This is a genomic window from Saccharomonospora iraqiensis subsp. paurometabolica YIM 90007 (assembly GCF_000231035.2).
GTDB lineage: Bacteria > Actinomycetota > Actinomycetes > Mycobacteriales > Pseudonocardiaceae > Saccharomonospora > Saccharomonospora paurometabolica.
This window is the reverse complement of sequence record NZ_KI912247.1, coordinates 262,948-289,474: the sequence shown is the minus strand read 5'-3', so window position 1 is coordinate 289,474 and position 26,527 is coordinate 262,948. Positions and strand designations below refer to the sequence as shown.

General features: G+C 70.5%; 24 protein-coding genes, 2 tRNA genes and 1 pseudogene. 12 read left to right on the top strand and 15 right to left on the bottom strand.

What is annotated here, in order from left to right; translation table 11 throughout:
- The 4 genes from SACPADRAFT_RS0215680 to SACPADRAFT_RS0215665 form a co-directional block, all read right to left on the bottom strand.
- Positions 1 to 2,742, bottom strand: a 2,742-nt coding sequence (locus tag SACPADRAFT_RS0215680) for an AAA domain-containing protein (RefSeq protein ID WP_007023652.1), incomplete at its 3' end; no start/stop codon positions are given.
- A gap of 224 nt (positions 2,743 to 2,966) precedes the next feature.
- Positions 2,967 to 3,167: a hypothetical protein gene (locus tag SACPADRAFT_RS0215675; protein WP_007023651.1), complete on the bottom strand. Its 201-nt coding sequence runs from the start codon at positions 3,165 to 3,167 to the stop codon at positions 2,967 to 2,969.
- Positions 3,168 to 3,386: 219 nt separating this feature from the next.
- Positions 3,387 to 3,641, bottom strand: coding sequence for a hypothetical protein (locus tag SACPADRAFT_RS0215670; protein WP_007023650.1), 255 nt, complete (start codon positions 3,639 to 3,641; stop codon positions 3,387 to 3,389).
- Positions 3,642 to 4,378: 737 nt separating this feature from the next.
- Positions 4,379 to 4,801, bottom strand: coding sequence for a very short patch repair endonuclease (locus SACPADRAFT_RS0215665; RefSeq protein WP_007023649.1), 423 nt, complete (start codon positions 4,799 to 4,801; stop codon positions 4,379 to 4,381).
- A gap of 156 nt (positions 4,802 to 4,957) precedes the next feature.
- Here SACPADRAFT_RS0215665 and SACPADRAFT_RS30670 point away from each other — a divergent pair, with 156 nt between their 5' ends.
- Positions 4,958 to 6,196 carry a DNA cytosine methyltransferase gene (locus SACPADRAFT_RS30670; protein WP_007023648.1) on the top strand — a complete coding sequence of 413 codons (1,239 nt, stop codon included), beginning with the start codon at positions 4,958 to 4,960 and terminating at the stop codon, positions 6,194 to 6,196.
- A 50-nt stretch (positions 6,197 to 6,246) separates the two neighbouring features.
- Here SACPADRAFT_RS30670 and SACPADRAFT_RS30665 read toward each other — a convergent pair whose 3' ends face one another.
- From SACPADRAFT_RS30665 to SACPADRAFT_RS0215640, 5 genes are all read right to left on the bottom strand, one after another.
- Positions 6,247 to 7,068 carry an HNH endonuclease gene (locus tag SACPADRAFT_RS30665; protein ID WP_040924451.1) on the bottom strand — a complete coding sequence of 274 codons (822 nt, stop codon included), beginning with the start codon at positions 7,066 to 7,068 and terminating at the stop codon, positions 6,247 to 6,249.
- A 247-nt stretch (positions 7,069 to 7,315) separates the two neighbouring features.
- Positions 7,316 to 7,388: transfer RNA gene (locus tag SACPADRAFT_RS0215655), tRNA-Arg, on the bottom strand.
- Between the two features lie 58 nt (positions 7,389 to 7,446).
- Positions 7,447 to 7,534, bottom strand: a tRNA-Ser gene (locus SACPADRAFT_RS0215650).
- 102 nt (positions 7,535 to 7,636) lie between these two features.
- The gene (locus SACPADRAFT_RS0215645) at positions 7,637 to 9,616 is read right to left on the bottom strand and encodes an acetoacetate--CoA ligase (protein ID WP_028662493.1); all 1,980 of its coding nucleotides are present in this window, start codon (positions 9,614 to 9,616) and stop codon (positions 7,637 to 7,639) included.
- 176 nt (positions 9,617 to 9,792) lie between these two features.
- Positions 9,793 to 10,446 carry a dienelactone hydrolase family protein gene (locus tag SACPADRAFT_RS0215640; protein ID WP_007023645.1) on the bottom strand — a complete coding sequence of 218 codons (654 nt, stop codon included), beginning with the start codon at positions 10,444 to 10,446 and terminating at the stop codon, positions 9,793 to 9,795.
- Positions 10,447 to 10,553: 107 nt separating this feature from the next.
- On the opposite strand from SACPADRAFT_RS0215640, the gene hisC reads away from it, so the two are divergent.
- Complete coding sequence (hisC, locus tag SACPADRAFT_RS0215635; RefSeq protein WP_007023644.1) at positions 10,554 to 11,609, top strand: histidinol-phosphate transaminase; 1,056 nt, start codon at positions 10,554 to 10,556, stop codon at positions 11,607 to 11,609.
- A gap of 216 nt (positions 11,610 to 11,825) precedes the next feature.
- On the opposite strand, the gene SACPADRAFT_RS0215630 is transcribed toward hisC, so the two are convergent.
- Positions 11,826 to 12,611, bottom strand: coding sequence for a sulfite exporter TauE/SafE family protein (locus SACPADRAFT_RS0215630; protein WP_007023643.1), 786 nt, complete (start codon positions 12,609 to 12,611; stop codon positions 11,826 to 11,828).
- 173 nt (positions 12,612 to 12,784) lie between these two features.
- Here SACPADRAFT_RS0215630 and SACPADRAFT_RS0215625 point away from each other — a divergent pair, with 173 nt between their 5' ends.
- The 6 genes from SACPADRAFT_RS0215625 to SACPADRAFT_RS0215600 all read left to right on the top strand — a co-directional run bounded on the left by SACPADRAFT_RS0215625 (position 12,785) and on the right by SACPADRAFT_RS0215600 (position 18,599).
- A complete protein-coding gene (locus SACPADRAFT_RS0215625) occupies positions 12,785 to 13,882 on the top strand; it encodes an Rv2629 family ribosome hibernation factor (protein ID WP_007023642.1) in 1,098 nt (365 codons plus the stop codon).
- Positions 13,883 to 13,953: 71 nt separating this feature from the next.
- The gene (locus tag SACPADRAFT_RS0215620) at positions 13,954 to 14,403 is read left to right on the top strand and encodes an ATP-binding protein (RefSeq protein ID WP_007023641.1); all 450 of its coding nucleotides are present in this window, start codon (positions 13,954 to 13,956) and stop codon (positions 14,401 to 14,403) included.
- Positions 14,400 to 15,200, top strand: a complete 801-nt coding sequence (locus SACPADRAFT_RS0215615; protein WP_007023640.1) for a SigB/SigF/SigG family RNA polymerase sigma factor — start codon at positions 14,400 to 14,402, stop codon at positions 15,198 to 15,200. Before SACPADRAFT_RS0215620 ends, SACPADRAFT_RS0215615 begins: the two co-directional genes overlap by 4 nt.
- A gap of 300 nt (positions 15,201 to 15,500) precedes the next feature.
- Positions 15,501 to 15,926, top strand: coding sequence for a DNA polymerase ligase N-terminal domain-containing protein (locus SACPADRAFT_RS0215610; RefSeq protein ID WP_007023639.1), 426 nt, complete (start codon positions 15,501 to 15,503; stop codon positions 15,924 to 15,926).
- Between the two features lie 12 nt (positions 15,927 to 15,938).
- Entirely contained in the window at positions 15,939 to 17,024 is a 1,086-nt protein-coding gene (gene ku, locus SACPADRAFT_RS0215605; RefSeq protein ID WP_007023638.1) for a non-homologous end joining protein Ku, read from the top strand.
- 117 nt (positions 17,025 to 17,141) lie between these two features.
- Positions 17,142 to 18,599, top strand: a complete 1,458-nt coding sequence (locus SACPADRAFT_RS0215600) for an adenylate/guanylate cyclase domain-containing protein (protein WP_007023637.1) — start codon at positions 17,142 to 17,144, stop codon at positions 18,597 to 18,599.
- A gap of 17 nt (positions 18,600 to 18,616) precedes the next feature.
- On the opposite strand, the gene SACPADRAFT_RS0215595 is transcribed toward SACPADRAFT_RS0215600, so the two are convergent.
- Together SACPADRAFT_RS0215595 and SACPADRAFT_RS28090 are read right to left on the bottom strand one after the other, a co-directional pair.
- Positions 18,617 to 19,672, bottom strand: coding sequence for a beta-ketoacyl-ACP synthase III (locus SACPADRAFT_RS0215595; RefSeq protein WP_007023636.1), 1,056 nt, complete (start codon positions 19,670 to 19,672; stop codon positions 18,617 to 18,619).
- A gap of 179 nt (positions 19,673 to 19,851) precedes the next feature.
- The gene (locus SACPADRAFT_RS28090) at positions 19,852 to 20,838 is read right to left on the bottom strand and encodes a hypothetical protein (protein ID WP_007023635.1); all 987 of its coding nucleotides are present in this window, start codon (positions 20,836 to 20,838) and stop codon (positions 19,852 to 19,854) included.
- Between the two features lie 375 nt (positions 20,839 to 21,213).
- On the opposite strand from SACPADRAFT_RS28090, the gene SACPADRAFT_RS0215585 reads away from it, so the two are divergent.
- Positions 21,214 to 21,654 (top strand): SsgA family sporulation/cell division regulator, encoded by a 441-nt coding sequence (locus SACPADRAFT_RS0215585; RefSeq protein WP_007023634.1) that lies wholly within the window; start codon positions 21,214 to 21,216, stop codon positions 21,652 to 21,654.
- Between the two features lie 63 nt (positions 21,655 to 21,717).
- Here SACPADRAFT_RS0215585 and SACPADRAFT_RS0215580 read toward each other — a convergent pair whose 3' ends face one another.
- Together SACPADRAFT_RS0215580 and SACPADRAFT_RS0215575 are read right to left on the bottom strand one after the other, a co-directional pair.
- Positions 21,718 to 22,875: a glycoside hydrolase family 3 N-terminal domain-containing protein gene (locus tag SACPADRAFT_RS0215580; protein ID WP_007023633.1), complete on the bottom strand. Its 1,158-nt coding sequence runs from the start codon at positions 22,873 to 22,875 to the stop codon at positions 21,718 to 21,720.
- Positions 22,876 to 22,886: 11 nt separating this feature from the next.
- Positions 22,887 to 23,159 carry a DUF2188 domain-containing protein gene (locus SACPADRAFT_RS0215575; protein ID WP_007023632.1) on the bottom strand — a complete coding sequence of 91 codons (273 nt, stop codon included), beginning with the start codon at positions 23,157 to 23,159 and terminating at the stop codon, positions 22,887 to 22,889.
- 112 nt (positions 23,160 to 23,271) lie between these two features.
- On the opposite strand from SACPADRAFT_RS0215575, the gene SACPADRAFT_RS0215570 reads away from it, so the two are divergent.
- Both SACPADRAFT_RS0215570 and SACPADRAFT_RS0215565 read left to right on the top strand, forming a co-directional pair.
- Positions 23,272 to 23,637: a helix-turn-helix domain-containing protein gene (locus SACPADRAFT_RS0215570; protein WP_007023631.1), complete on the top strand. Its 366-nt coding sequence runs from the start codon at positions 23,272 to 23,274 to the stop codon at positions 23,635 to 23,637.
- A 1-nt stretch (position 23,638) separates the two neighbouring features.
- Positions 23,639 to 24,262: an ImmA/IrrE family metallo-endopeptidase gene (locus SACPADRAFT_RS0215565; protein WP_007023630.1), complete on the top strand. Its 624-nt coding sequence runs from the start codon at positions 23,639 to 23,641 to the stop codon at positions 24,260 to 24,262.
- 46 nt (positions 24,263 to 24,308) lie between these two features.
- Here SACPADRAFT_RS0215565 and SACPADRAFT_RS0215560 read toward each other — a convergent pair whose 3' ends face one another.
- Positions 24,309 to 24,836, bottom strand: coding sequence for a DUF7144 family membrane protein (locus SACPADRAFT_RS0215560; protein ID WP_007023629.1), 528 nt, complete (start codon positions 24,834 to 24,836; stop codon positions 24,309 to 24,311).
- 295 nt (positions 24,837 to 25,131) lie between these two features.
- Between SACPADRAFT_RS0215560 and SACPADRAFT_RS33040 the strand changes: the two are divergent.
- Positions 25,132 to 26,527 (top strand): annotated as a pseudogene (locus SACPADRAFT_RS33040) (hypothetical protein); the annotation flags it as partial.

Below are 26,527 nucleotides of genomic sequence, written 5' to 3'. Positions count from 1 at the left end.
GACCGCCTCGTGCAGCGCGTGCACGCACGGTGCGGCGTCGGACCACTGGGCCACCTCGTCGAGCGTGTGCTCCAGCCGCAGCAACGGCTGCCGGGCCGCGGTCCAGGCGTCCTGCGCGGCGGCGGCGTCCACCAGGTCGGCGTACTCCCGCACGCTGTGCAGGTCGGCCCAGTCCGGCGGCGGCAGCTCCAGCTCGTCCAGCCGGGCCGACTCCCGCTCCAGCTCGTCGGCCAGGCTCAGCACCCGCCGCAGCTGGTCCAGCTCCGTGCGGTGCCACTCCAGCCGTGCCGCCAGGGTGTCGTCGCCGGGCACGTCGACGCCCTCGGGCCACTGGCGGTCCAACGCGGTCAAGGTCTTGCGCGCCTCGGCGACGTGCAGCACGCTGTCCAACCGCTCGACCGTGGTGGGCGGCAGGCCGTCGACCCGCACGGTGTCGAACAGCGGCTCCGCGCTCTTGAGCACCTTGGCGGCGAACAGCCCGAGCTTCGGACTGCCGTCCGGGTCGGTCTTCAGTTTCCCGCCGTCGGCGAGGTGGCCGCGCACGCTCTCCGCCAGCGCCGCGAGGCGCGCGGTGTCGTCCTCCGGCAGCTCCACCTCGGTGAGCATGCCCAGGGCCTCGACGGGTGCGGCGGCGCGGTCGATCAGCTCGGCCACCGCGTCGCCCCGGGACTGCCACGGACCCGCGCGGCCGGCGAGCACGTCGGTGAGCGCGTCGCCGATCCAGGCCTCCCGGCGCGCGGCGAGCACGTCAGCCTCGTCGGCGAGCTCGCGCAGCCGCTGCTGGAGTGCGTCGCGCTCGTCGGTGTCCAGCCGGGACACCGCTTCGAACACCGGGTGCGAGGTCAGTTCCTCGTGCGGCCGGCGTTCGGCGGCGGCGCGGTCCTCGGTGGTGACCGCGTGCAGGAACGCGGTCGGCTCGGACAGGCGGTCGGTGGCGATCAGTCGCCGCGCCGACTCCGGCTCGTCGGCGGCCAGGGCGTCGTCGCGCAGATGTCCGTGCCACCGCCCGATCTCGTCGTCGGTCAGCGGCGGCGGGTCGTCGGCACCGACCGTCACGTGTTCCGCCAACCATCCGTACCGGTCGGCGTCGGCCCGGTGGTCGCGGGCGATCCGGGCGAGCGAGCCGGTGTAGCCGCCGTGTTCGTACTCGGTGACCTCCCGCTCGCGCCGGCTCACCAGCTTGCTGTGCAGCGACGATCGTTCGCGGCGCAGCCGGTCGATCTGGTCCAGACACTGCTGGATGGCGCTGGCGTTGTCCGCGTGGTCGTAGTCGGCCCTGGCCATGGCCAGCTGTTCGACGGCGACCTTGAGGTCGGACATGTCCTCCCGTGAACTGCCCACCACGCTCACGGCCAGCGGCTTGATGGTGTCCGGGAGCTTCTCGCGCACCTCCCGCAGCGCGCGGTCGGTGTGTGCGGTGACCAGAACCCGTTTGCCCTGGGCGAGCAGGTGCGCGAGCAACGCGGCGGCGGTGTAGGTCTTGCCGGTCCCGGGCGGCCCCTGCACCAGCACCTGCGCCGACCTGTCGACCCGCTGGATGATGTCGCGCTGCCGGTCGTTCACCGGCATCGGCAGGAACATCTCGTCGTCGACGGCCACCCGGGCGCCGTCGCCGGTGTAGGTGGCGCTGCGCGGCCGGTGATCCGGGTCGACCAGCGGCACCACGCCCTCCGGCACCGCGCCGGTGTCGGAGAGCTGCGAGACGATCGAGTCGAAGATCTCCACCATGCCGCGCTGGGAACGCCTGCGCAGGATGAGCGCGGGAGCGAACGCGGCGCTCGCGTGCCCGGTGACGGCGGGTTCGGTGTCCTGGTCGAGGTATTCGCCGTCGGAGTCGAGGATGTGCACCAGCCTGCGTGCGAGGGCGCCGGCCTCCTCCCGGTGCAGCGGGTGCGCCTCGAACTCGCGGGCCAGCTCGCGCGTCTCGTTCACCTTGTCCGGGGTGCGGATCACCCCGGGGTCGAGCATGTCCAGCTCCACCTTGAGCACTTCCGGACTGTCACTCCGGCGCACGGACAGCCGCGCGGTCTCCTCGTCGAAGTGGAGGGACACCGGGCAGGTCAGCATGTGCCGCCGGACGGGGTCGTGCCGGTCGGGGCGCCAGGCGAGCAGACCGGTGCCCAGCACCAGTTCCAGCTCCTCCGGGCTGTTGGTGGACCTGACGTAGAGGGAGAACAGTTCGTTGTACTGCTCGCGCACGACCCGGTCGTGGGACTCCTGTTCCGCCCAGGCGCGCCAATCGTCGAGCCAACTGTCGAAGGCGGCCTCGATCTCCGGGGAGTCGGCGAGGCGGATCGTGCGGTGACCGGCGGCTTGCGGGCCATAGGCGTCGGTTCCGCTGTCCTCGGTGTCGTCGTCCACGGTGTCGTCGGCCCTGGCGACGCCTTCAGCGGCGGGGACCCGGATCGCCTGGCGCAGCCTCGGCTCGGTGTCCGGCTGATCGAACGGTTCCTCGACCCAGCGCCGGAGCTCGCCCTCGGGTCCCGGCGGGTCGACACGGGGCACCCGGTCGATGACCAGGATCGGGTCGTCCGGGTCCGGGTGATCGTCATCGTGGTGCGTGCGTGTGACCGCGGGATGGTCGGCCGCACAGTCGTCCAACCACAGAACCGCGCCCTCACGCCGGTAGGCGTCGAGGGTGCGGGGTGCGGTTGTCTTCAGCGACTGTGCCCGCTGGAGGAACTCGAAGAGGTGGCGAGTCCGTTCGGTGATCTCGGTGGCGGTCCCGTCCGTGTCCGTCACCGGACATCACCCCGGGTCACGCCGTTCACTGCCACGTCGCCGCGGTGCACTCGCACTCCCGCGTCCCTCCAAAACCGCTCGGATCTCACCCTGACGGGGTCCATGCTGGCCCCGTCGGACTTCGTTCCGACCACCCGCGGTGTCACGGTCGGTTATCGATCCGCAATGCGATTCGGCCAACGCGGTTTCGGGGGACGTACTGCGTGACGACGCTGTGCGACTTGTCAGGGCGGGGTATGCCCCGTGGTGTGTTGCGGCGGATCCTCGAGCGGGAGGTTCTCGAATCCGGCCTGCGCCTCCTTGAGACGACGGTCCTCCTCGGCGACCTCCTTGGCCTCGTCGATCGTGCTCTGCGCACGATCCAACGGGCCCTCGTCCGCCTCCGAGGCTCCTTCGTCCCGGCGAGCCGGGTTGTCCTCCGTCATCTCCGATCACCTCCTCGCCCGGTGCTACCCCGAACGGGTGGTACGCAAACGGACACGCCTCGCCTCCTCCCCTCCGCAGCAGAAACGCCCCGCCCGGATCGGGCGGGGCGTCCGCTCACGCGCAAGCAGGCGTGCGCGCGATTGAGCAGGCACGGATGACGCCGGCTTCCTGTCCGCCGACGCCCGTAGTGTGTGAATCGATCGTCAGACGGCTGCGGGCTAGTCGGTGCCCATCCCCCTGGCGAAGTCACCGTTCAGCCCGGCACTCAACGTCTCACCGACGAAGTCGAGCGAGCCGTTCATCGCCGCGTCCACGTCCATCCACGCGGGCAGCTGACTCGTCTGAATGGTGACGTCCGCTTCGGGGTTGGCCTTCGGGTCCTCGGCCGGGGCGGCCTGGGCCATGCCCGCGCCCACCGACAACGTCGCGGCGGCGAGGAATCCGCTCGCCAGCACGCGCCGAGTACGAATCATGGGTCCTCCTTGTCGTTCGTAGGCGGCGCACCAGCGCCGCCGCTGGAGGACGTTATTGCGACCGCGGGACGCGCGCCCGTCGAAGTCGCCGCTTCAGGCGACACACGGGCAGGTGGTCTCGTCAGGCGTGGAGTTTGAAGCGCTCAGCGCGGGAACGCGAGGGACGAGCGGGGAGCTCCCCACATACGGAAAACCCCGCGGCGGACCTTTTCCACAGGTTTCTAGAATCCTTACAGTACCAACAGTTTGCTTCCGAGTCTCGGAATCTATTGCTGTCTCATGCTGCGAGCAGTCAACCCATCACCACCATGCCGTCGCAGACTTTCACTTTCCGCAATCCAGGACCGACTCTGCGGCCGTGACCCCTTCGGTGCCGTTTCTAGCGCCTGAATAGCGTACATCCCACCAACAGGGTCCGAGGTCGCGAGTTGCCGCTCCGTGACTAGAGTCAAGCGCCGCTCGATAGCCGAACCCCCATTGAGACAAAGCTATACAATCACCAGGGACCGAGGGAAGCAGCCGCGCGCTGGCACGTCTCATCAGACCAGGGGCGCCTCAGCAACTTATCCTTCTCACTCAAGCGAGTGCGAGGTGTCCACGGTCGCTTACCGCTGATCGCCACCCTTTGCGACTCCCATACGCAACGAGTGTCCAGCCACCCAGCGGCACGCCGACGAGGACGCGCCGCAACGTCCTCGCAAGCCACCCTCAATACCCGATCGGGTTGCTGCGCCTCATCAGCCCCTCACCCTATTATCGAACCTATGTTCGATCGTGCGTTGAACCCTGACGACAGCCTCGTGCAGCAGCTCGTGCTCCCAGATGCGCAGCACTTGCCAACCGGCCTCAGCCAAGGCTTCGTCCGCCAGGCGGTCCCGCTCGACGTTCCGCCGTAGCTTGGGGCTCCAGTACCGTTCGTTGCGCGTCGGCTGACGTCCATGCTCAGGACAGACATGCCAGAAGCAGCCGTCGACAAAGACGGCCAACTTGCGGCGTGTGAAGACGATGTCGGGCCGCACACGGACACCGCTAGGCAGGTCCATCCTGTGATCCTTGCGGTACCGATAACCCAGACGATGCAACTCACTGCGTAACGCAACCTCGGGCTTCGTGTCCGTCCGCCGGTTGGCGCGCATATTGCGCGAGCGGCCCTCGCTCATCGGGGCAGGGTATCGAGCCTGGTCACGATCGCTCTTCCTTGATCGTTCGGGCCCACCTTGCGACACAGCTCCCAATAACCAACACCATCCCAAGCTCTGCGGCCGACGTGAGGCAGGATACTGACATGCCCCCGCGCGGCGCAGGAAGGAGAGACCATGACCGAGCACGAAGTGGTTGAGATCTGCGCTGGCGCCGGAGGACAGGCCCTCGGTCTTGAGAGGGCCGGATTCGAGCACGCACTTGCGGTCGAACTCGACGAGAACGCATGCAACACACTCAGGGCTAACCGCTCAACATGGAAGGTCGCCGAAGGAGACGTCGCCGACCCGTCGGTCTGGAACCCAGCCGACTATCAGGACGTCGCGCTACTGGCTGGGGGCGTACCGTGCCCGCCGTTCTCCGTTGCGGGCAAGCAACTCGGCGCGGGTGACGAGCGCGACCTCTTCGCCTGGGCCATCGAACAAGCCGCTGTTGTACAGCCCAGAGCTTTGCTGCTCGAGAACGTACGCGGCCTGAGCATGCCACGCTTCGCCGGTTACCGGCAGCACGTCTTAGATCGTCTGGCTGAGCTTGGCTATGTCGCGGAGTGGCGACTCCTGCAGGCGTCCGACTTCGGCGTCCCGCAACTGAGGCCGCGCTTTATCCTCGTCGCCCTCACACCCGAGGATGCGCAGTACTTCTACTGGCCTGAGACGGAGCCATCACCGCTGACCGTGGGTGAAACACTCGCTGACTTAATGGCGTCGGACGGCTGGCGCGGAGCAAAGCAGTGGACTAAGAAGGCTGACCGAATCGCACCAACCATCGTGGGAGGCTCGAAGAAGCACGGCGGAGCCGACTTGGGCCCGACACGTGCAAAACGAGCGTGGGCGGAGATGGGAGTAGACGCCCTTGGCCTCGCTGACGCACCTCCGCCAGCAGACAGTCCTACCGACTTCGTACCTAAGCTCACATGCGAGATGGTCGCTCGCATTCAAGGCTGGTCAAATGCTTACCCGTGGGACTTCACAGGCCGTAAGACGTCCCGGTACCGGCAAATTGGCAACGCGTTCCCACCGCCCGTTGCGTACGCCGTCGGCGCAGCTATCAGGCGGGCGTTCCAGCGCACAGGCAACCCGCGCTCGCTGGATAACATCGATCATGATCCGATATACAAGGCACTCCGATCTTCGACAGACTTCGTCACCCCAGAACACTTGATGAAGTCGGCCGGGCTCGCTGACCCAGCTGAACTCGAGCGTCGTATCGGGCTCCTTAGCCGGGATTTCCACGTCCACATCAAGACAGTGGGAGCCAAGACGAGGTACAAGCTCGGTGACTTCAAGGCCTTCGTTGGTCAGGAAAGCCATGACCGCCACGATCTATTCCTCAAGCACAGGGCGCGTATCAGCTAGGGTGCCCCGCTTGGCCGGACGCCGCCGACGGCGGGGCACCCTAAACAGCCTCAGCGTATATTGTGCCTGTTCGATGGGTCGCGACGCGCTATCTCAGACCTGACAGAGCCGTCCGGCCATGGCTCCCAGTGTTCGGCCCGGTACCAGGTATTAGTTCGTCCCGTTTGGGGGTCCTTGACGCGCTTGTAGGAGATCTTCCACCCCAGTAAACGCAATTCTCGCATGCGCTTGTGCCAGTCCTCCTGGTACTGCTGAATCGACGCGACAACGCCTATAAGGCCCGATGGCACCCAGTCTCCACGAAAAGCTTTCAACAGTTCACCGATCCGACCGTGCGGCTCGGGGTGCATCGACGCTGCGGCGATCTCGTCAGCGTATTCGTCGTACGTTGCATAGAAGGATTTTTTCCCGGCATTGCATTCTTCGCAGAGCGGCTGGAGGTTATCGATGTCATCCGTTCCACCCCACTCTCGCGGAAGTTTATGGTCAACGACCAACACGACCTCATGCGTCAATGGCGTACGCCCACACTGCGCACAACGCTGCGGAGCGAGAACCTCGGCACGCAAACGCGTGCTTAACCCCTTCCGCTGACCGGACTTTTTACCCTTCGACCATCCAGTGAGCGGGTAAACGTGTTCCCTGCCAGAACGGACGGCTGGCACGTCGAAGTAGTCCCGCAAGTCGCGGACGCGCCGATCCGTCTGTGCATGCGCCTCCCCGAGCGTATCGGCTGCGTATGCTCGAATCTCCCGCATCGTTGGAGGGTTGTCGCGGCGCTCGTACAGGTAAGCGTACAGTAACCTGTGGACCTCGGTCGGCAACACGTCGAGGTCCGGCGACCCCGGCTGTGGTAACGGTTCATCGTTCATACCGCTATCGTCGCCGGCCATCTCCTGACGTGAGTCATCGGCTGCCGCCCTGAGTCCCTCGCACTTCTCCTCTGATTATCCCGACGAGGTAGCCGACGTCCCCGAGAAGCGGCGGGGTGACACACAGCTACGGAACGGCAGCCGACTTCCTTAGGCCTATGATCCCGATGTGCACTCCATGTGCAATGCACTGGGGATTGCACTGCGCAATAAGGAACCTCCGAGTCGCAGACTCGGAGGTTCCTTGCGCGCCCGTAGGGATTCGAACCCCAAACCTTCTGATCCGTAGTCAGATGCTCTATCCGTTGAGCTACGGGCGCATCGTCTTCAGTTTTACCCGACCGGGTCGGGCTGGCGCTCGGCTGGGCCGAACCCCGGCGGAGGCTCCGGGATTTGAACCCGGGAGGGGGAGACCCCCAACCGCATTAGCAGTGCGGCGCCATAGACCAGACTAGGCGAAGCCTCCCAGCTCTTGAGCACTGACCATAGCGTACACGTCGACGCCAGGGCTTTCCGACCCACCCCCTCCCCCGGGTGGGTCGGCGGCCCCGTCAACGGCGTGACCGGCTCATTCGCTGCTCGCGTAGGCCACGAACGGGCCCAGGGAGTCCGGGTTCGCCAGCGCGTCCCGGCTGACGGCGGTGTCCGGGTCGACGCCACGGAGGATCTTCTTCACCGGGACCTCGCACTTCTTGCCGTTCAGTGTGCGCGGCACGGCGTCGACCACGACGAAACGGTCGGGCACGTGCCGGGGGGAGAGTGCCTTGCGCAGCTCCCGGCGCAGTCCCGGCTCGAGATCCTCCAGCGACGCGCCCTCGGACAGCACGAGGAAGCACAGCAGCTCCCCCTCCTCGTTCGCCGAGGTGTCGATGACGAGCGAGTCGCGGACGTCGTCGAAGCCCTCCACGACCCGGTAGAATTCGGCGGTGCCCATGCGCACGCCGCCGCGGTTCAGGGTCGAATCGCTGCGGCCGTAGATGATCGCCGAGCCGCGGTCGGTGATCTTGATCCAGTCGCCGTGCCGCCACACGCCCGGGAAGTCCTCGAAGTACGACTCGCGCAGCCGGGTGCCGTCCGGGTCGTTCCAGAAGGACACCGGCATCGACGGCATCGGCGCGGTGATGACCAGCTCCCCGACCCGGTCGACGAGCTCGTTGCCCGCGTCGTCGTAGGCGGCCACCGCCGCGCCGAGGCAGCGGCAGGACAGCTCACCCAGCCACACCGGCACGTCCGGGGACGCGCCGACGAACGCCGTGCACAGGTCGGTGCCGCCGGACACGGACGCGATCTGCACGTGTTCGCCCACCTCGTCGGCGATCCAGCGGAAGCCGTCGGTCGTCAACGGGGCGCCGGTGGAACCGAGCGTGCGCAGCGCGGAGAGGTCGAACTCGGCCGCGGGACGCAGCCCCTCCTTCAGGCAGCTCTGCACGAACGGCGCGGACGTGCCGAAGTAGGTCACCTCGTGCCGCTCGGCCAGTCGCCACAGGGTCCGCAGGTCCGGGTAGCCGGGGCTGCCGTCGTAGAGGACCACGGTCGTGCCCACCAGCAGGCCGGAGATCAGGAAGTTCCACATCATCCAGCCGGTGGTGGTGAACCAGAGGAACCGGTCGCCCGGTCCGAGGTCGCTGTGCAGGGCCAGCATCTTCAGGTGTTCGAGGGTGATGCCCCCGTGCCCCTGCACGATGCCCTTCGGCAGGCCGGTGGTTCCGGACGAGTACAGCACCCACAGCGGGTGATCGAACTCGACCGGCTCGAACTCCAGGTCCGCGCCGGCGTGCTCGTCGAGCAGCGCGTCCCAGTCGAGCGCGCCCTGCATTTTCCCGTCGCCCTCGTAGTCCACCAGCACCGTGGCGGCCAGGCCGGGGAGGTCGGCGCGCAGCTGCTCGACCGTCGGCCGGACGTCGAACGAGCGGCCGTTGTAGACGTAGCCGTTCACGGCGACGAGGACCTTCGGCTCGATCTGGGTGAACCGGTCGGCGACGGCGCGCACACCGAAGTCGGGCGAACACGACGACCAGACCGCGCCGAGGCTGGCGGTGGCGAGGAAGGCCACCAGGGTCTGCGGGCAGTTCGGCGCGAGCGCGACCACCCGGTCGCCCTTCGTGACCCCCAGGTCGGACAGCGCCGAGCGCATCGCGGCGACCTGCGCCCGGAGCACACCGAAGGTGACCTGCTCCGAAACCCCGTCCTCGCGCTCGAAGAGAAGCGCGACGTCGTCGTCCGACTTGGCCGCGCCGGCGACGTCCCGGCCGAGCGCGTGCTCGGCGTAGTTCAGCGTGCCGCCGGAGAACCACCGCACGCCCGGCATCGTGCCCCCGGACAGCACCTCACCCGGCTCGTCGTGCCAGCGCACACCGAGGTACTCGGCCAGCGCGGACCAGAACTCGGGCACCGATCCGGTGGAAAACGACCACAGCTGGTCGTAGTCGTCCACCCGCACGCCACGCTGCCGGTGCAACCAGCGCCGGAAATCCGCGATCCGGGTGCGCTCCACCTGCTGCTCGCTCGGCCGCCACAGGACTTCGGGTTCGTCAGCGTCAGCACTCATGGCCGCAGCTTAGGCCACGCCGGGGGCCGCCCACCCCGTCCGGAAACCACACGATTCCCACGCCGCGGGTGTTGCCGTGAAGGGCACTTTCCCTGCGTCACACGCCGTGAGGGGCACATTCACTGCGTCACAGGCAGGGAAAGTGCCCCTCACGGCAAACAACGGGTGCGGGGTGGTCAGCGGAGGTGGGCGTCGAACCAGGCCAGGGTGCGTTCCCAGGCTTCGGCGGCGGCGTCCGGGGCGGTGTCGAAGCGGTGGCTGGCGCCCGCGTAGCGGACGACGTTCGTCGCGACCTTCGCCGCGGACGCGGCCTCGCGGAGACATTCAACCTCAGCCTCGCCGGTCTGGTCCCCGTCGTCGCCGTACAGCCCCAGCCAGGGGCTCCGTAGCCCACCGGCGATGTCGGTCAGTGCCGGGAGTTCAGGCGAGGCGGGGGTGGTCAGGCCCCGGCCGCCGACACTCACCGCCGCCCCGAGCTCACGGTTGGCCGCCACCACCAGTGACGCCGTTCCCCCCAGGTCGAAACCGACGACGCCGAGCAGGTCGCCCCGGATGCCCCGGTCGTCCACCAGCCACGCCAACGTCGTGTCGGTGGCCGACAGCAGGTCCTGTCCGCTGTGCCTGCCATCGAGGTCCTGCAGGTGCGGCGTGACCGCGAGCCATCCCTCACCGGCCAGGGACGCGACCAGGAACCGCGCCGCCTCGGTCACACCGCCCACCTCGTGCAGCACCACCAGCCCGCCGCGCACCGCGCCGTCGGGTTCGGCGTAGGTCATGGTGATACCCCGCCCGTCGGCGCGCTCGTAGTCGTGCGTGTGCGTCTGCGTCATGGGTCCACTCAACCACTGTTACTGCACCCGAGGTCAACGTCGACCGGAAGATATCGGACGGGATATAGGTTGGTCCCGGAATGTTTTCGCGACGCCGAGGAGCCGCCATGTCCCCCACCGTCCCGACCCGCGCCGACCTCGCGGCGCTGCCGCCCTACGTCCCCGGCCGCACCGTCCCGGGGGCGATCAAGCTGGCCAGCAACGAGGTCCCGGGCGGCCCGTTACCGAGCGTCTCGGACGCGATCGCGCGGGCGACGGCGGAGGTCAACCGCTATCCGGACATGGGCGCGTGGGCACTGGTGGACCGCCTCGCGCGGGAGCTCGACGTGCCCGGGGAACGGGTCGCCGTGGGCTGCGGCTCGGTGTCGTTGTGCCAGCAGTTCGTCCAGGCGCTGTGCGAACCGGGCGACGAGGTGCTGTTCGCCTGGCGCTCGTTCGAGGCGTATCCGATCGTGACGCAGGTGGGCAACGCCACACCCGTGCGCGTCCCGCTGACCGACTCGCACCACCATGACCTGACCGCGATGCTGGACGCGATCACCGACCGGACCCGCGTGGTCTTCGTGTGCAACCCGAACAACCCGACCGGTACCGCGGTGCGCCGCGCGGAACTGGTCCGGTTCCTCGACGCCGTACCCGGGAACGTCCTCGTGGTACTCGACGAGGCCTACCGCGAGTTCGTCACCGACCCGGACGTCCCCGACGGGCTGGAGTTCACCAACCGGCCGAACGTCGCGGTGCTGCGCACGTTCTCCAAGGCGTACGGGCTGGCGGGGCTGCGGGTCGGCTACGCCGTTGCCGCCGCCCCGGTGATCGAGGCGGTGCGCAAGGTGTACGTGGCGTTCAGCGTGAACGCGCTCGCGCAGACGGCGGCGCTGGCCTCCCTGGACGCCAGGGAGGAGCTGCTCGCCCGTTGCGCCGACATCGTGCGGGAGCGCACCCGGGTGTACGACGCGCTCACCGCCGCCGACTACGCCGTCCCGGAGACCCAGGCGAACTTCGTGTGGCTGCCGCTGGGCGAGCGCACGGACGCCTTCGCCGAGCACACGCTGGAGCACAAGGTGGTCGTGCGCCCGTTCACCGGGGAGGGTGTGCGGATCACCGTGGGCACCCCGGAGGAGAACGACGTGCTGCTGGAGGCGGCCCGCACGTTCCCGGGCTGACCGGCACGGCCGGGCCACCCGCGGCGGCGGTCACCCGGACCGTGCGACGCGGGGGCCCGGCCGACCCGGACGGCCGCACGACGGTGCACGTGTGAACTCGCGGGCACGGAGCGGCGACTCGCGGGCACGGAGCGGCGACTCGCAGGCATGGAGTGTCGACTCGCCGGCACGGGGTGGCGACTCGCGGGTTTGGGGTGGCGACTCGCGGGTGGGGGGTCAGCGGAGGAGGAGTTGGAGCATGGCGGCGACGCCGATGGTGACGATGACGGCGCGCAGGGCCTTCGGGGACAGCTTGCGGCCGATGCGGGCACCGAGCAGGCCGCCGACGACGGAGCCGACCGCGAGCAGGGCCACGGCGGCCCAGCTGATCGGGGCCACGAAGGCGTAGACGGCTCCGGCGACGACGTTGACCACGGCGGCGAGCACGTTCTTGATGCCGTTGAGCTGCTGCAGCGACTCGGTCATCAGCATCCCCATGACCGCCATGAGCATCACGCCCTGGGCGGCGGTGAAGTAGCCGCCGTAGACGCCGATGAGGAGGATCAGCGCGACCAGCAGGACGGTGCCACCCGCCCCACGTCCGTCCGGCTCCCCGCGGTCCGCGGCCCGCTTCTCCCGGCGGGCGAGCACCCACGTCGACACCCGCGGCTGGACGAGCACGAGCACGACGGCGAGACCGATGAGGAACGGCACCACCGTCTCGAAGGCGTCCGGCGGCAGCGACAGCAACAGGATCGTGCCGCCGATCGCACCGACGAGCGACGCGGGGGTGAACACCAGAAGGTTCCGCCACTGACCGCCGAGTTCGTGGCGGTAGCCGATCGCGCCGCTGATGCTGCCGGGGGCCAGCCCGATCGCGTTCGACGTCGTCGCGGTGACCGGCGGGTAGCCGAGCGCGACGAGCACGGGGAACGTCACGAGCGTGCCGGACCCCACGACCGTATTGATCATTCCCGCCCAGACGCCGGCGACGGCGATCAGGACCGCATGCCACCAGATCATCGCGCACTCACGTCGGCCGACCCTAGGACGCACGACGGGGAACACCCGCAGCAGCACCCGAAAGGGTGGCCGGTGTCACCGGCGGGGACCCCTTTCCCGATCTTCGTCCACGTTTCACCTCCCCCCTACCGGGTAGTCGTTCCGTGACGAGTCGTCGCACGAGGGAGGTACGAGTGGACACTGCGAGGTTGCGCGAGCTGGTCACGGCCGACGGCCCGTTCGCCTCGGTCTACTTCGAGGACACGCACGACACCGAGGACGCGTCCAAGCAGCTCGAACTGAAGTGGCGTGACCTGCGCGAACAGCTGTCCGGGCAGGGGGCGGACAGCTCGATGCTGGACGCGCTGGAGGCGTCGGTACTCGAAGGCGAGGCCCCCGTCGGGGTCAGCGGCCGCGCTCTCATCGCGGCCGGTGATGCGGTGCTGCTCGACCAGCACCTCAGCGAACCGCCCGCCGCCAGTGTCGCCCGCGTGTCCGAGCGGCCGTATCTCGTGCCGCTGGCCGAACACGGCGAACTGCCCCCGCCGCACGTGGTCGCCATCGTGGACAGCGTCGGCGCCGACATCACCGCCGTCGACGAGCGGGGGAACATCGTGGACGCGCGGACCGTTGAAGGTAATGAGCACCACATCCACAAGCCACGGGGTGGCGCGTGGGCGCACCGCAACATCCAGCAACACGCCGAGGAGCTGGTGAAGCAGAACATCGAGCTCGCCGCCGACCATGTCGGGTCCGTCGCCCGCCGGATCGGTGCGAGTCTCGTGGTCTCGGCGGGTGCCCCGGAACCACGCAAGGCGCTGATCGAGGCGCTGCCGGAGACCGTCCGGGAGCACGCCACCGAGGTCGGCGCAGGCGGCAGGCACCAGGGGTCGAGCGGGCAGGAGCTGGACCACCAGGTCAACGAGCTGCTCACGGAGGCTACCCGGCAGCGTCGGGAGAACGGTGTCGAACGGTTCACCGCCGCGCTGGCCAAGCCGACCGGGCTCGCGGTGCAGGGGCTCGAGGCGGTCACCACGGCGCTGCGTGAAGCCAACGTCGAGACGCTGCTCGTGGGTGACCCGGGAGACGCGGAGGTCTCCGTGGGGTCCGAGCCGTACCTGCTGGCCGCCCAGGAGGAGGCGTTGCGGGCCCTCGGCGACGAGAATGTCCGCCGCGCCCGCGCCGACGAGGCGCTGCCGGTCGCCGCGGCGATGACCGACGCCGATGTCATCCATGTGGGCGATCGAGTCGACCTCACCGAGGGATTCGGCGCGATTCTGCGGCACGACTGAGGGAGGGCAAGCGTGATGAGGACTACCGTAGGCGGACAACGTTGAACGGTCGGCAAGACACCGAGGTGACAGTGACCGAGACCAAGCCGCCGTCCAGTGACGTCGGGGCGCACAACGACGTCGGGGCACAGGACGACATCGAACTCCGGCTCGGGGCGAGCCTGGTGCACCTGCCCATCATCCGGTCGGTCGCGGCGAGTATCGCCATGCGCGCGGATTTCGACCTCGACGCGATCTCGGATCTGCGGCTCGCCGTCGACGAGGCCTGTTCGACGTTGATCACCCGTGCCGTCGAGGGCAGCACGATGGTGTGCCGGTTCACGATCAGCGACGACCAGTTGCGTTTCCGGGGTGCGGTCACCTCCGGCGAGTCCGACGCGCCGAGCACGGCGTCGTTCGGGTGGCGGGTGCTGACCACGCTCGCCGACTCGGCCGACGCCTGGGCGGAACCGGGGACGCAGAACGGACAACGGAACTGGATCCACATCGAGCTCGCGAAACGGAAGCCGACTCTTACGTGACCGAATCGACCACACAGGGACCGCGCACCCCGTCGGACGACTACGAACACCTCAACCCGCTGTTCGAGGAGTTCGTCGACCTCGACGAGGAGAATCCGCGGCGGGCCGAGCTCCGGCAGGAGCTGGTCACCGGGTTCCTGCCACTCGCCGAGCACATCGCCCAGCGGTTCTCGGGTCGTGGCGTGGCCAAGGAGGACCTGGTCCAGGTGGCCCGGGTCGGGTTGATCAACGCTGTCGACCGGTTCGATCCCCGGCGCGGTTCGGACTTCCTGTCCTTCGCCGTCCCCACCGTGATGGGCGAGGTCCGCAGGCACTTCCGGGACACCGGCTGGGTGATCCGCGTGCCGCGCAGGCTCAAGGAACTGCACCTGTCGATCAACAACGCGAGCACCCAGCTCTCGCAGCGTCTCGGCCGGGCACCGACACCGAGCGAGATCGCCCAACACCTCGGCCTGAGTGCCGAGGAGGTGTTCGAGGGCCTGGAGGCGGGCAACGCCTACCACTCGATGTCGCTGGACGAGGTGCTCTCCGCCGACACCGAGAACCTCGCGCTCGGTGACACCCTCGGCGAGGAGGACGCGGCGCTGGCGGGGGTGGAGAACCACGAGACGCTGCAGCCGCTGGTCAAGCAGTTGCCGGAGCGGGAACGCACGATCCTGGCCCTGCGGTTCGTGCACAACATGACGCAGACCCAGATCGCCGAACGCATCGGGATCTCGCAGATGCACGTCTCCCGGCTGCTCGCGCGGACCCTGAAGAAGTTGCGCAGCGGACTGGTCGACGAGGACCAGCTCTGACCACCCGGGTGGGTGGTCACACACTGTCACCCGGATCGGGCTCCCTGCACTGAAGGGCACGTTTCGCTCACGGGACGGTGTCCCTCGATGGACGGTCGGTGGGTCCCCCGTCGGGCCCAACGGGGACCCACCCACCGGCGACCACACCCCACCGTCGTGGCGTTTCCCCAGCTCACCTGCGGGTATACCGCTCGCATGGCGGATCAGGACGCGCTGGACGCAACGTCTGCGACACCGCGCCCTCGACACTCTGCGGATGATCGGGCGGGCGCGACGGCACAGCAAAGACAGTCACTCTACGTGATTGAACGTGACGATGCGTCGAGCCTGCACTACGAGTTCCGGCTCGAGATCGGTGGTGCGCTCGTGTCCTGGGCGATCCCCAGCGAACCGTCCCTGGATCCGGGCGACAAGCGGCTCGCCATCCGGACCGGCGACCTCCCGGCCGAGCGCGGGGCACCGACGACCGCGGCGTTGGTGTGGGACTCCGGCACGTTCGACAACGTCACCGACGAACCGGTGGAGCGCGGCCTCACGGCGGGCCGGCTGAACCTGTGGCTCGAGGGCCGCAGGCTGCGCGGCGCGTTCGACATGATCCGCACCAGGGAGAGCCCCGTCCAGGAGCAGTGGCTGCTGATCAAGCGGGACGACCGGGACGCCACCCCGGGCGACCGGGCCGCCGCCGGGCCGGTGGTCGGCGCCCGGGCACCCGACGACACGGAGTGAGCCGGAGGAGTCGTGGCACGAGCCATCTGGAGCGGGGCCCTCAACTTCGGTCTGGTGACCGTGCCGGTCGAGCTCTACAGCGCCACCCAGGACCACACGGTGCACTTCCGGCAGTTCCAGCGCGGCACCGCCGACCGGATCCGCTACAAGCGGGTGAACGAGCGCACCGGCGAGGAGGTGCCGTACGACGAGATCGTCAAGGGCTACGACCTCGGCGGGGACGAGTACGTGATCGTCGAACCGGAGGAGCTGGACGAGGTCGCCCCCGGACGCTCCCGCACGATCGACATCGACGCCTTCGTGGACCTCGACGAGATCGATCCGGTGTACTTCAGCAAGACCTACTGGCTCGCCCCGGCCCGGGAGGAGTTCGGCCGTGCCTACAGCCTGCTGATCGACGCGATGGGGCGGACCAACCGGGCAGGCCTGGCCCGGTTCGTGATGCGCGGCAAGGAACACATCGCCGCGGTCCGCTCCGGCGACGGTGTCCTGGTGCTGAACACCCTGCTGTTCCCGGAGGACATCCGGGACCCGGCGAAGGAGATCACCAAGCTGCCCCAGGCCGGTCAGGCCCGCGGCAAGGAGGTCGACATGGCGGTGAGCCTGATCGAGTCGATGGCCGACGAGTGGCGTCCGGAGGAGTACCACGACACCTACACCCAGCGGGTCATGCAGCTCATCGAGGACAAACGCGCGGGCCGCACCATCACCCCGGCCGAGTCGCCTCCCGAGGCGACCAAGGTCGTGGACCTGTTCGACGCCCTGTCCCGCAGCGTCGAGGGGCGCAGACATGGCGGGGAGCCCGCGGAGGAACCCGCGCGGGAGGCAGCCGACGGCGGGCGGAAACCGGCCCGCGGCGGGCGGCGTACCACCGGGAAACGGGACGAGGACACCGGTGCGGGCACGGACGGGGACGGTGAGCGGGCGGCCAAGGCCGGGCGGACGTCCGCACCCGACCTGTCGGAGTTGACCAAGGCCGAACTCGACCGCCGGGCCCGGGACCTCGGGATCCGGGGCCGCTCGAAGATGAACCGCGCGGAGCTGGAGCAGGCGGTCGGCGAGGCCGAACGGGGTCCGGAGCGCAGGCGCGCCTCCTGATCCCGACCATCCGCGGGCCGACCGCCGGACGACGACAGCGGTCGGGCATTACGTCGGGGTCGGTCGGGCACCTACGATCCCCGGGTGGTCCGAGGGTTGTCCGCACGTGTCCGTACCGTGCTCCGCACCAGCGTGGGTTTCGCCACGATCGGGATCGGCACCAGCTTCTGCGGTGCCGGCCTGGTGCTGCTGCTGTTGTTCCTGCTGGACATTCCCGCCGAGGTCGGCGACGACCGCTGGATCGTGCTGGTCTGCGCCGGTGGGTACGTGCTGCTGGCCTTCGTCATCGGCACGGCGTGGACGGTGTTCCTGCAGCGCCGCACCGTGGTGTGGTTCCTCGCCGGGCGCAGACCGAAGCAGGCGGAGGCGGCGCGGGCCCTGCGCATCCCCGTCGACCTCGCCACGGTCAGCGGCACACTCTGGGTGGGTGGCGCCGTGGCTTTGGGGGTGCTCACCGCCGTCTTCGGGTCGTGGCTGGACGCCATGGGCGTGGTGCTGGCGATCGTGCTCGGCGGCCTGGCCACGGTGGGGATGACCTACCTCGCCAGTGAACGGATCGCCCGGCCGCTGATGTCACTGGCGCTGGCCGTCGCGTCACCCGTGGGCGGACGGCTGCCCGCGACGGTGCTGCGCAGGCTCGTGGTCACGTGGAGCCTGTCCAGCGGGGTGCCGTTGTTCGGGGTGCTGCTGGTCGTGCTGCCACCGGACGTGGGCACCGGGGACCCGACGCTGACCCTGGTGTCCCTGGCGGTGATCGGCCTGGTGGTGGGGGCGCTGGGCACGGGACTGCTCGCCCGCGGGGTCGCCGCCCCGCTGCACCAGCTGCGGCTGGCGCTCGACGACATCGCCCGGGGCCGTCGCGACATCGCGATCGACCTGAACGACGCGAGCGAGATCGGCATGCTGCAGGCCTCGGTCAACGACCTGGCCTCCGGGCTGGCCGAGCAGGAACGGCTCCGCGACCTGTTCGGCAGGCACGTCGGCGACGACGTGGCGCGGCACACGCTGGAGCACGGCATCTCCCTGTCCGGGGATGTGCGCACGGTGACGGCACTGTTCGTGGACGTCGTCGACTCGACCGCGCTGGCCGCGAACACCCCACCCGAGCAGGTCGTCCGCCGGTTGAACGGACTGTTCACCGACGTCGTCCGGGCGGTGGACACCCACGGCGGGCTGGTCAACAAGTTCCAGGGGGACGCCGCGCTGTGCGTGTTCGGGGCGCCGACCACGCACGCCGACGCGGCGACGGCGGCGCTGCGGGCGGCACGGCTCATCCGGGACTCGACACGGGAACGCGGAGAGCTGGACCTGGGCATCGGGGTCGCCACCGGGCAGGTGTTCGCGGGGCAGCTGGGCACCCGCAGCCGACTGGAGTACACGGTGATCGGCGACGCCGTCAACGAGGCCGCGCGGCTGACCGAGCAGGCCAAGGAGCTACCCGGCCGCATCCTCGCGGGCCACGACACGATCGACGCGGCCGCCGGGGCCGAACGGGCCTACTGGCGCCACCACGCCGACCTCCACCTGCGCGGGCGCGACACCGACACGCGCGCGTTCACCGCCGTCGTCGCCTGAGGCGGCGCCGCGCCGACTCACTCCGCCAGGGTGAGCCAAGGCCACCGCAGCAGCGCCGAGCCCCAGGTGAGTCCGGCGCCGAACGCGGTCATCAGCACGCGGTCCCCGGCGCACAGGGTGCCGTCCGCCACGGCGTCGGCCATCGCCAACGGGATCGACGCCGCGCTGGTGTTCCCGGTGTGCTCGATGTTGGTCACCAGACAGTCGGCGGGCAGGCCGAGGCTCTTCGCGGTGGTCTGCAGGATCCGCAGGTTGGCCTGGTGCCCGACGAACCGGTCGACGTCACCCGGGGTCCACCCCGCCCGGTCCAGCACGGCACGCGACGACTCGGCCATCCGGGCCGTCGCGTGGCGGAACACGGCGGGCCCCTGCATCGAGAAGTAACGGTCGCGCGGATCCTCGGAGGTGGGGCACCGGGTGCCTCCCGCGGGCACGATCAGGAGGTCGGCCAGCTCGCCGTCGCTGTGCAGGTCGAACGGACCGACCGCACCCGGTTCGCCGGCGGTCCCGGCCCGCAGCACCATCGCACCCGCGCCGTCGCCGAAGATGGGCACAGTGCCGCGGTCCGCGGGGTCGAGCAGCGTGGTGAAGGCGTCGGCGCCCACGAGGAGCACCCGCCGCGCCGCCCCGGCGGCGATCAGTCCGGTGGCGGTGGCGAGCGCGTAGACGAAACCGCTGCACACCGCGTTCACGTCGAACGCCGCCGCCCCGCCCAGGCCGAGTCGGCTGGCGACCTGGGGAGCGCTGGCCGGACAGGGGTGATCCGGTGTCGCGGTCGCGAGCACCACGGCGTCGACCGCCTCCCCGTCCGCCCCGTCGGCCCCTTCTCCCGGGCCGCTTCCCCCGGTGGCCGCCGCGGAGCGCAACGCACGGGCGCCCGCCTCCACCGCCATGTCCACTGTGGAGAGATCGGGGTCGACGACGTGCCTGCTCGCGATGCCGGTCCGGGTGCGGATCCACTCGTCCGAGGTGTCCAGGCGCCGGGACAGTTCGTGGTTGTCCACCGTCCTCGGCGGCAACCATCCGCCGAGTCCGACCAACACCGCCGCGACACCGAGGTCCTGCGTGGACACCTGCACTCCTCCACGGGGCCGGCATCGGGAAACAGGGACTGGGAGACCGGCCTGCGCCCACTTCTATGGGATACTTCCCGGTAGAGGATTGCCCTGTGAGCGGCATCACAGCCGCGTGGCGGCGTCCGCCCCGGTCAGGGGAAATCGCGGCCCCGGTCGACCGTCCCGCGGCCGGGTGGTCAGTCCCGATCCCACCGGTTCCACCGGTCCCACCGCTCGGCCGCCTGCCGGTGACCGTGCCGGTCGGGGTCGTGCGGGTCCTCCCGGTCCCGGACCGCGGACGGATCACGGGAGTCGGGCCGCGCGGGGGCGCCGCGGGGGTCGCCGTCCCGGGAACCCCGGTGGTCGCGGGCGTGCCGGCTGTCGTGGTGGTCGGGGGCGTCGCAGAGCTCCCCCGGTCCGTGCGGATCCCGGGAGTCACGGAGATGTCCGGGGTCCGCCGGGCCCGGGTGGTCCGTGGATTCGCGGTACCGCCGGTATCGCTCGGCGACCTCCGCGAACCACTCGGTGACCGCGGCCTCCGGGTGGTCCCCCGCTACCGGGTCCGGGCGATCGAACCGTGCGGCACCGAGGTCCGTCCGCGCGCCGTCGGGAACGGACGTCGGCGCGGTCGACCGTTCCGGGATGCCGATCGGGTCGGTCGGTGTGGCCGCGACCGCCACCTCGTCCCGAACCGCCGGCGGGTCCGCTGTCTTCCCGAGCCCTGCGGGGCCGCTCTCCCCGGTGTCGGGCCCGGTCCGGGCCGGACCGACCGACTCCCCGGCGGGAGCCGGGGAGTCGGTCGGGGGAGCCGATCCGGGGAGAAGGGCGTCGTCGGGGCCGGGTCCGGTGCCCTCGGCCGCGACCGTCGGGGGTTCGGTGTCCCCGGTGTCCCGGGGGCGGCTCGACGGGCCCGCCGTGCCGGAGTCGCCGTCGGCCACCACCGGGGAAGGTCCGTGCGGCCGGAGGTCGCGGTCGGTGACGGCGCCGATCGCCACGATCAGCATCAGCACCGCCGCCGCCGCTCCGGCGAGGCTGGACCGGGGCACCCGCGGGACCGCGTCCGGCGGGTCGTCCTCCGGGTCGGTCGCCGTGTGCCGCCGGACGGGGGTGCTCGCGCAGAGGATGCCCGTCCGGTCGAGCAGCCCGTCGTCGTGCGGTGTCCTGCGCAGAACGTCGGGCGCCATCACGGTCGTCCCTCCATCGCCACGCACCCCCGAATTCGCCGCACTTCCCGTACGTCCCCCGACGCACGCGCCCACCGAAAAGATCCACTCGGTGTTTACCGCCCCGATCGGCCGCTGTCACGCGTGAACTCCGGTCACCTGACAAACACGACTCGATCGAGTGAATACCAGGGCACCGACCCGTCGGAGACGGGACGTTTCCCAGGTCGCGCGACACTCCCCGCTCGGGGCAGTAGACCCGACACCTGCTTCACTGTGCGTCTCCGACGGCAAGATTCGCCCGAATGGCGCATCACCTCAGCGCCGCTCGGACGTCTTTCTTAGTAGAGGACCGCGCGCGCCAGGCGGGCGGCACGGAGGAACAGGGAGCGTGCCGTGGACGACAACGCCAACAACGCCGTACAGCAGAGCCAGTTCGTGTATCTCAACGGCTGCGCGAGCCCGGTTCTGTCGAGACTCGCCTTCACGGTGGACGAACCCTTCACGGTGGCCCTCGCCTTCCGGGTGGAACCGGGCGAGTGGGTCGAGTGGGAGTTCGCCCGCGACCTGTTGCTCACCGGGCTGTCCGAGCCCGCGGGGATCGGCGACATCCGTATCCGCCCCGATCTCTCGACGCAGGACGACCTCCCGGCCGGGAACGGAGACGTGCTCGTCATCGAACTGGAGTCGCCCGACGGCTACGCGACCGTGGAGATCAGCAGGCAGGACGTGTGCCTGTTCCTCGACGAGACCCTCTCCCGGGTGCCGCCGGGCTCCGAGGGGCGGCACCTCGACCTGGACGCGGTGATCGCGAACCTCACCACCGCACGCCCCTGAGGCGCACCGGCGCACCCCCGACCGGGGTGCGCCTCCGGCGGCGCCGGGTCGGCCGGAGCGCGGTCAGCCGCAGACGCCCTTGTCCGATAACACCCGGTTCAGCGACTCGGTGACGGTTTCGGTGGACAGCTCGCCGTCGGCCACGGCCCGTTCCAGCCGGTCGAGCACCGGACCGACGTCGCCCCCGGACGACCACAGCGGCCGGTCCGCGCCGGCCTGCAGCGCCCGCAGCACCGCCTCCGGCAGCGGGTAGCGGTCGGAGATCGCCCGCATGGCGCCCAGGTCGTCGGTGAGGACGACCCCGTCGAAGGAGTAGTCCTGCCGGAGCAGCTCGTAGGCGGGCGCGGACACTGACGCCGGTTCGCCGTCGGTGAGCCCCGGCACGTTCAGGTGGCCGACCATGACGCCGGTGTCGGCGGGGAACTCCCCGAGACTCTCGTAGGGCACCAGGTCGCGCTCCCGGAGTTCGTCGAGTGGCGGCGTGGTCACCAGCTCCTGGTGCGAGTCACCGTCGGCGCGGCCGTGGCCGGGGAAGTGCTTGACCACCGGCCGGATGCCGGCCTCCGCGAGCCCCTCGGAGAAGGCGAGCGCGTACTCGGTGGCCGTCTGCGGATCGGCGCCGAACGAGCGGTCGCCGATCACCCCGCCCGCGGCGCCCTCGGTCAGGTCGAGCACCGGGGCGTAGTCGACGGTGACGCCGTACTCCCGCATCTGCTCACCGCGTTCACGGGCCAGCTCGCGCACCTCGTCCGGCGACATCGTGCGGGCCATCTCCCGGGCACTCGGGATGTCGCCGACGAGGTCGTCCAGGCGCTGCACCCGGCCGCCCTCGTCGTCCACGGCCACCGACACCGGCAGGTCCGTGGCCTCCTGCATCCGGGAGAGAGCGTCCCCGGTGAACAACGCGGTGGCGTTGCCCCCGATGAACACGCCGCCGAGCTGGTGCTCGCGGACCGTCGCGACCGCGGCCTCCGGGTCGCCGGGCGGCACCCCGACCACCAGCAGCTGCGCGAGCCGCTCCCGGGTGGAGAGCCCGGAGATGACGTCGGCGCACTCCCCGGTGGGTGTCCCGGCGGTGCCGGTGGTGGGTGGCGAGGTCGGCGAACCGGTGCCCGCCGGTCCGGTCGCCGTGCCCTCGGGCGCGGCGGGTTGGTCGTCGGGCCCGCCACAGGCGGCCCCCAGCAGAGCGGCGCACATCGCACCCACCAGTAAGCGCTTCATCGTGGCCTACGCTACTGCGCCCGCGTCCCGTCCGCGCGTCCGAGGTCGCGTCCGGACGGCCGGTCGTACCGGCGCAGGCGGTGGGCACCGGACCCGCCGGGATCGTCGCCGTCCATCCCGCCGATGGTGAGCGTGCTCGGTGCGTCCCCGCGGGCGAGCCGGGCGGCCTCGGCCACCGCGTCGCGTTTGCGGCACCACCGGGACAGCACCGCGCCCTCCCGGCGGACCAGCCAGGTCAGCGAGTCCGGGGAGAACCGGAACACCACCGAGTACCGCGTCGCCATCGCCCGCTCCTTCGTGTCGCAGTTTCGCAACACCGTATCGGGTGCGCAAGGCGCGTGGCAGCAACGACACACCCCTGTGATAGTGAAAGTGCAACGGACGGAAGGCGGGGAGATGGAAGGCCGGATGGACGCGCGTCGCCTCTACGACGCCCTGGACGCCCAGCGCAGGGCCCAGGGAATCTCGTGGCGGCAGCTCGCCGAGCGGGCGGGGGTGAGCCCGTCCCTGCTGAGCCGGATGGGCAACGGGCAGCGCCCCGACCTCGACGGGTTCATCGCGCTGGTGCAATGGCTCGGCACCCCCGCCGAGGAGTTCATGGTGGAGCCCGGCGGGCACCGGGACACGACCGTCAGCCTCGAGACGCAGCTCGCGCTGCTGCTGCGCGCCCGGGACGACCTCACCGAGGCGGACAAGGACTACCTGCTGGACATCCTCGGCGCCACCATGCGGCGGATCAAGGCGGACCGACGGGAGGGGTGAGGTGGCCCTGCGGCACGGTTTCAAGGCGACCGCGCGACGGCTCGCGCTCGACGTGCGGGCGGAGCTGGGTGTGGACACGTTCGCGCCGCTCGACCCGTACGCCCTCGCGGACCTCTACGGCATCCCGGTGTTCGACCTGAGCGCCCCGTGGCTACCCACCGAGGCGGTGCGGCACTTCACCGGGCCCGCCGCGTCCGCCTTCTCCGGTGCCCTGCTGGCCACCGGCACGGCCACCGTGATCGTGGAGAACCACGTCCACGACGACACCCGCCGTCGGTCGACGGTCGCCCACGAGATGGCGCACGTGCTGCTGGAACACGAGTTCGGTGTCCTGGTCACCGACGGCACGGGCTGCAGGCCCGGCCCGCGGCCGACGTCGTACTCGGCAGTCGAGCAGGAGGCCACGGAACTGTCCGGGGAACTGCTGGTGCCGTGCGACGCGGCACGCGCGGCGGCGTTCCGCGACTGGACGGACGCCTCGGTCGCCCGCCACTACCGGGTGAGCGAACGGCTCGCCCGGTGGCGGATGAACGTCACCGGCGCCCGGCGCATCGCCTGCCGCACCCGTGCCAAGCGCCCACACGGTCTCCGGTACCGCTCCCCGGCACCGGCCGGCGGCGAGTGAGCGTACACCGGCAGGGTCGCCGGAGCTCCCCGGCGACCCGTCCCGGTCAGCTCGTCTCGGACCTCCTGCCGTGGACGGCGATGGCGTAGATGGCCACCACGTCGACGGCGATGATCGTCAACGCCCACACGGGGAACGCGGGGATGAAGGCCATGCTCACGATCGCGCTGATCGACGCGATGGCGATACCCGTGACCCGTGCCCAGGTCTGTCCGGTGAACAGCGCGAGTGCGGTGGCCACGGCCAGCGCACCGATACCGAGGTGCACCCAGCCCCAGATCACGTAGTCCACGTTCAGCGCGAGGCTGCTCTCGCTGACCGCGTAGAACGCGCTGTTCAGGATCGTGGTCAGCCCCACGATCAGCTGGAAGGCCCCGATCAGCCCCAGCACCGACGAGGCGAACATGATGCCTGCGGGCCCGCCGAAGACCTGACCACCGGGCTGCGCCGCGGAAGGGCCCTCCGTCCGGGCGCGGACGGCCTCGGTGTCCGCACCGCGGGTCTGCGGCGGGACGCGCTGGGTGCCGACCCGCTCGGTCTGCTGTGCCTGGGGGTTCTGCGACGTCTCACTCATGACGGTCCCTTCGACGACATCACGGATGGCATCTCCACGATCGAACGTCGCCCCCACCCGCACATCATGCGTGGCGGATGAATCGGCCCCGTGCCGACGGGATCGGGACCACCGGCGGCACGCCCGGCCCCAACGGCCGTCCCGGCCGGGGTCTTTCGTCCGTGGTGGAACCTCTCCCGCACCGCCTACCGTCACGGTCGGGACAGGCGAGCAGAGGCCACCAGGGCGGTCGCGCGTCAGCACCGCGACGTGTCACACCGCGACGACGCGCACGGCGTCGGGAAGGTGGGTGCCGGTGGACATCGGGCCCGGGCGGGGCGACCTCATGCGGGAACCCGGCACGGACGGCCCCTCGGGGCATCGGGCCGGATGGACGGATCCGGCGGGCCGGTTCGCCGTGCCCGCGGCTCCGTCCTGCGCCGTGTCCCGCACCCGGACGGTGCGACGGCTGCACGACGCCGTGGCGCGCCCGTTGACCGTGGTCAGCGCCCCGGCGGGCACAGGCAAGACCTCGCTGCTCGCCGAATGGGCCCGCACGCGGGATGCGGCCGACACCGGGTGGATCTCGTTCGAGGACGCCGACGATCCGTTCTGGACACTGCTGCTCGACCGGCTGGCCGACCTCGGCGTGTCGCTACCGTCCGGCAACGGGCACCGCACGAACCCCGACGCGGTGGGGATGGACCGGGCGCGGCTGCGGGCGGTCGCCGGCGCGGTGGCCGGATGCGGCCGGGTGCTGACCCTGGTGCTCGATGACTACGACGTCCCCGCCTCCCGCACCGGGCGGATACCGGGGTCCCACGACGGCGGCCGGGGCGCCTCCGATGCCGCCGTCGGGGTCGACTTCCTGCTGCGCCACACGTCCGGACGGTTGCGCCTCGTGCTGTCCGGCCGCACCGACCCGCCGCTGCCGCTCTACCGGTACCGGCTCACCGACAGCCTCGCCGAACTGCGCACCGCCGACCTGGCGTTCGACGACGACGAGGCCGCCCGGCTGTTCACCGGTCTCGGTGCGGACGTCGACCCGGACACGGTGCACCGGCTCACCGAGCACTACGACGGCTGGGCGGCCGGGCTGCGGCTGGTCGGCCGCCACCTCGCCGAACACCCGGTGCCGGACGCCCGGGAAGGACCGGGCGAACCGCCCGGCGAGCTCCCCGACGTCGACGACTACCTCCGGGCCGAGGTGCTGGACCCGAAACCCGGGCCGGTGCGGGAGCTGTTGCTGCACACCTCGGTGCCCGAACCCGTGTCCACCGGGATCGCGGAGGCACTCGCGGGACCGGGCGCCGCGCGGACACTACGGAGGCTGCCGGGCGAGAACACCTTCGTCGCACCGCTTCCCCCGCCCGCCGACGGCTACCGGTACCCGCCGTTCTTCCGGCGGTTCCTGCGCGCCCGGCTGGCCGAGACACCCCGGGAGTGGGCCGGGGCGCACCGTCGGACGGCGGCGTGGCTGCGCTCCGCCGGACGGCCGGAGCAGGCGCTGGCGCACCTGTGCGAGCTCGGTGACTGGCACACGGCCGCGGAGCTGGCCGTGGCGGAACTCCTGGTGACCGACCTGCTCGTCCCCGGCGGTGCCGACGGACCGGCGGAGGGTCTGCACCGGCTTCCCGGGGACATCACGGGCACCCCCGCGCGTGTCGTGCGCGCCGCGGCGGCCCTCGCCACCGGGGATGCCGCGGCCTGCG

Excerpts from the sequence above, each read along its gene's own strand:
- SACPADRAFT_RS0215675 (WP_007023651.1), bottom strand. The coding sequence starts at position 3,167 with ATGACGGAGGACAACCCGGCTCGCCGGGACGAAGGAGCCTCGGAGGCG.
- SACPADRAFT_RS0215670 (WP_007023650.1), bottom strand. The coding sequence starts at position 3,641 with ATGATTCGTACTCGGCGCGTGCTGGCGAGCGGATTCCTCGCCGCCGCG.
- SACPADRAFT_RS0215665 (WP_007023649.1), bottom strand. The coding sequence starts at position 4,801 with ATGAGCGAGGGCCGCTCGCGCAATATGCGCGCCAACCGGCGGACGGAC.
- SACPADRAFT_RS30670 (WP_007023648.1), top strand. The coding sequence starts at position 4,958 with ATGACCGAGCACGAAGTGGTTGAGATCTGCGCTGGCGCCGGAGGACAG.
- SACPADRAFT_RS30665 (WP_040924451.1), bottom strand. The coding sequence starts at position 7,068 with ATGAACGATGAACCGTTACCACAGCCGGGGTCGCCGGACCTCGACGTG.
- SACPADRAFT_RS0215645 (WP_028662493.1), bottom strand. The coding sequence starts at position 9,616 with ATGAGTGCTGACGCTGACGAACCCGAAGTCCTGTGGCGGCCGAGCGAG.
- SACPADRAFT_RS0215640 (WP_007023645.1), bottom strand. The coding sequence starts at position 10,446 with ATGACGCAGACGCACACGCACGACTACGAGCGCGCCGACGGGCGGGGT.
- hisC (WP_007023644.1), top strand. The coding sequence starts at position 10,554 with ATGTCCCCCACCGTCCCGACCCGCGCCGACCTCGCGGCGCTGCCGCCC.
- SACPADRAFT_RS0215630 (WP_007023643.1), bottom strand. The coding sequence starts at position 12,611 with ATGATCTGGTGGCATGCGGTCCTGATCGCCGTCGCCGGCGTCTGGGCG.
- SACPADRAFT_RS28090 (WP_007023635.1), bottom strand. The coding sequence starts at position 20,838 with ATGGCGCCCGACGTTCTGCGCAGGACACCGCACGACGACGGGCTGCTC.
- SACPADRAFT_RS0215580 (WP_007023633.1), bottom strand. The coding sequence starts at position 22,875 with ATGAAGCGCTTACTGGTGGGTGCGATGTGCGCCGCTCTGCTGGGGGCC.
- SACPADRAFT_RS0215575 (WP_007023632.1), bottom strand. The coding sequence starts at position 23,159 with ATGGCGACGCGGTACTCGGTGGTGTTCCGGTTCTCCCCGGACTCGCTG.
- SACPADRAFT_RS0215570 (WP_007023631.1), top strand. The coding sequence starts at position 23,272 with ATGGAAGGCCGGATGGACGCGCGTCGCCTCTACGACGCCCTGGACGCC.
- SACPADRAFT_RS0215560 (WP_007023629.1), bottom strand. The coding sequence starts at position 24,836 with ATGAGTGAGACGTCGCAGAACCCCCAGGCACAGCAGACCGAGCGGGTC.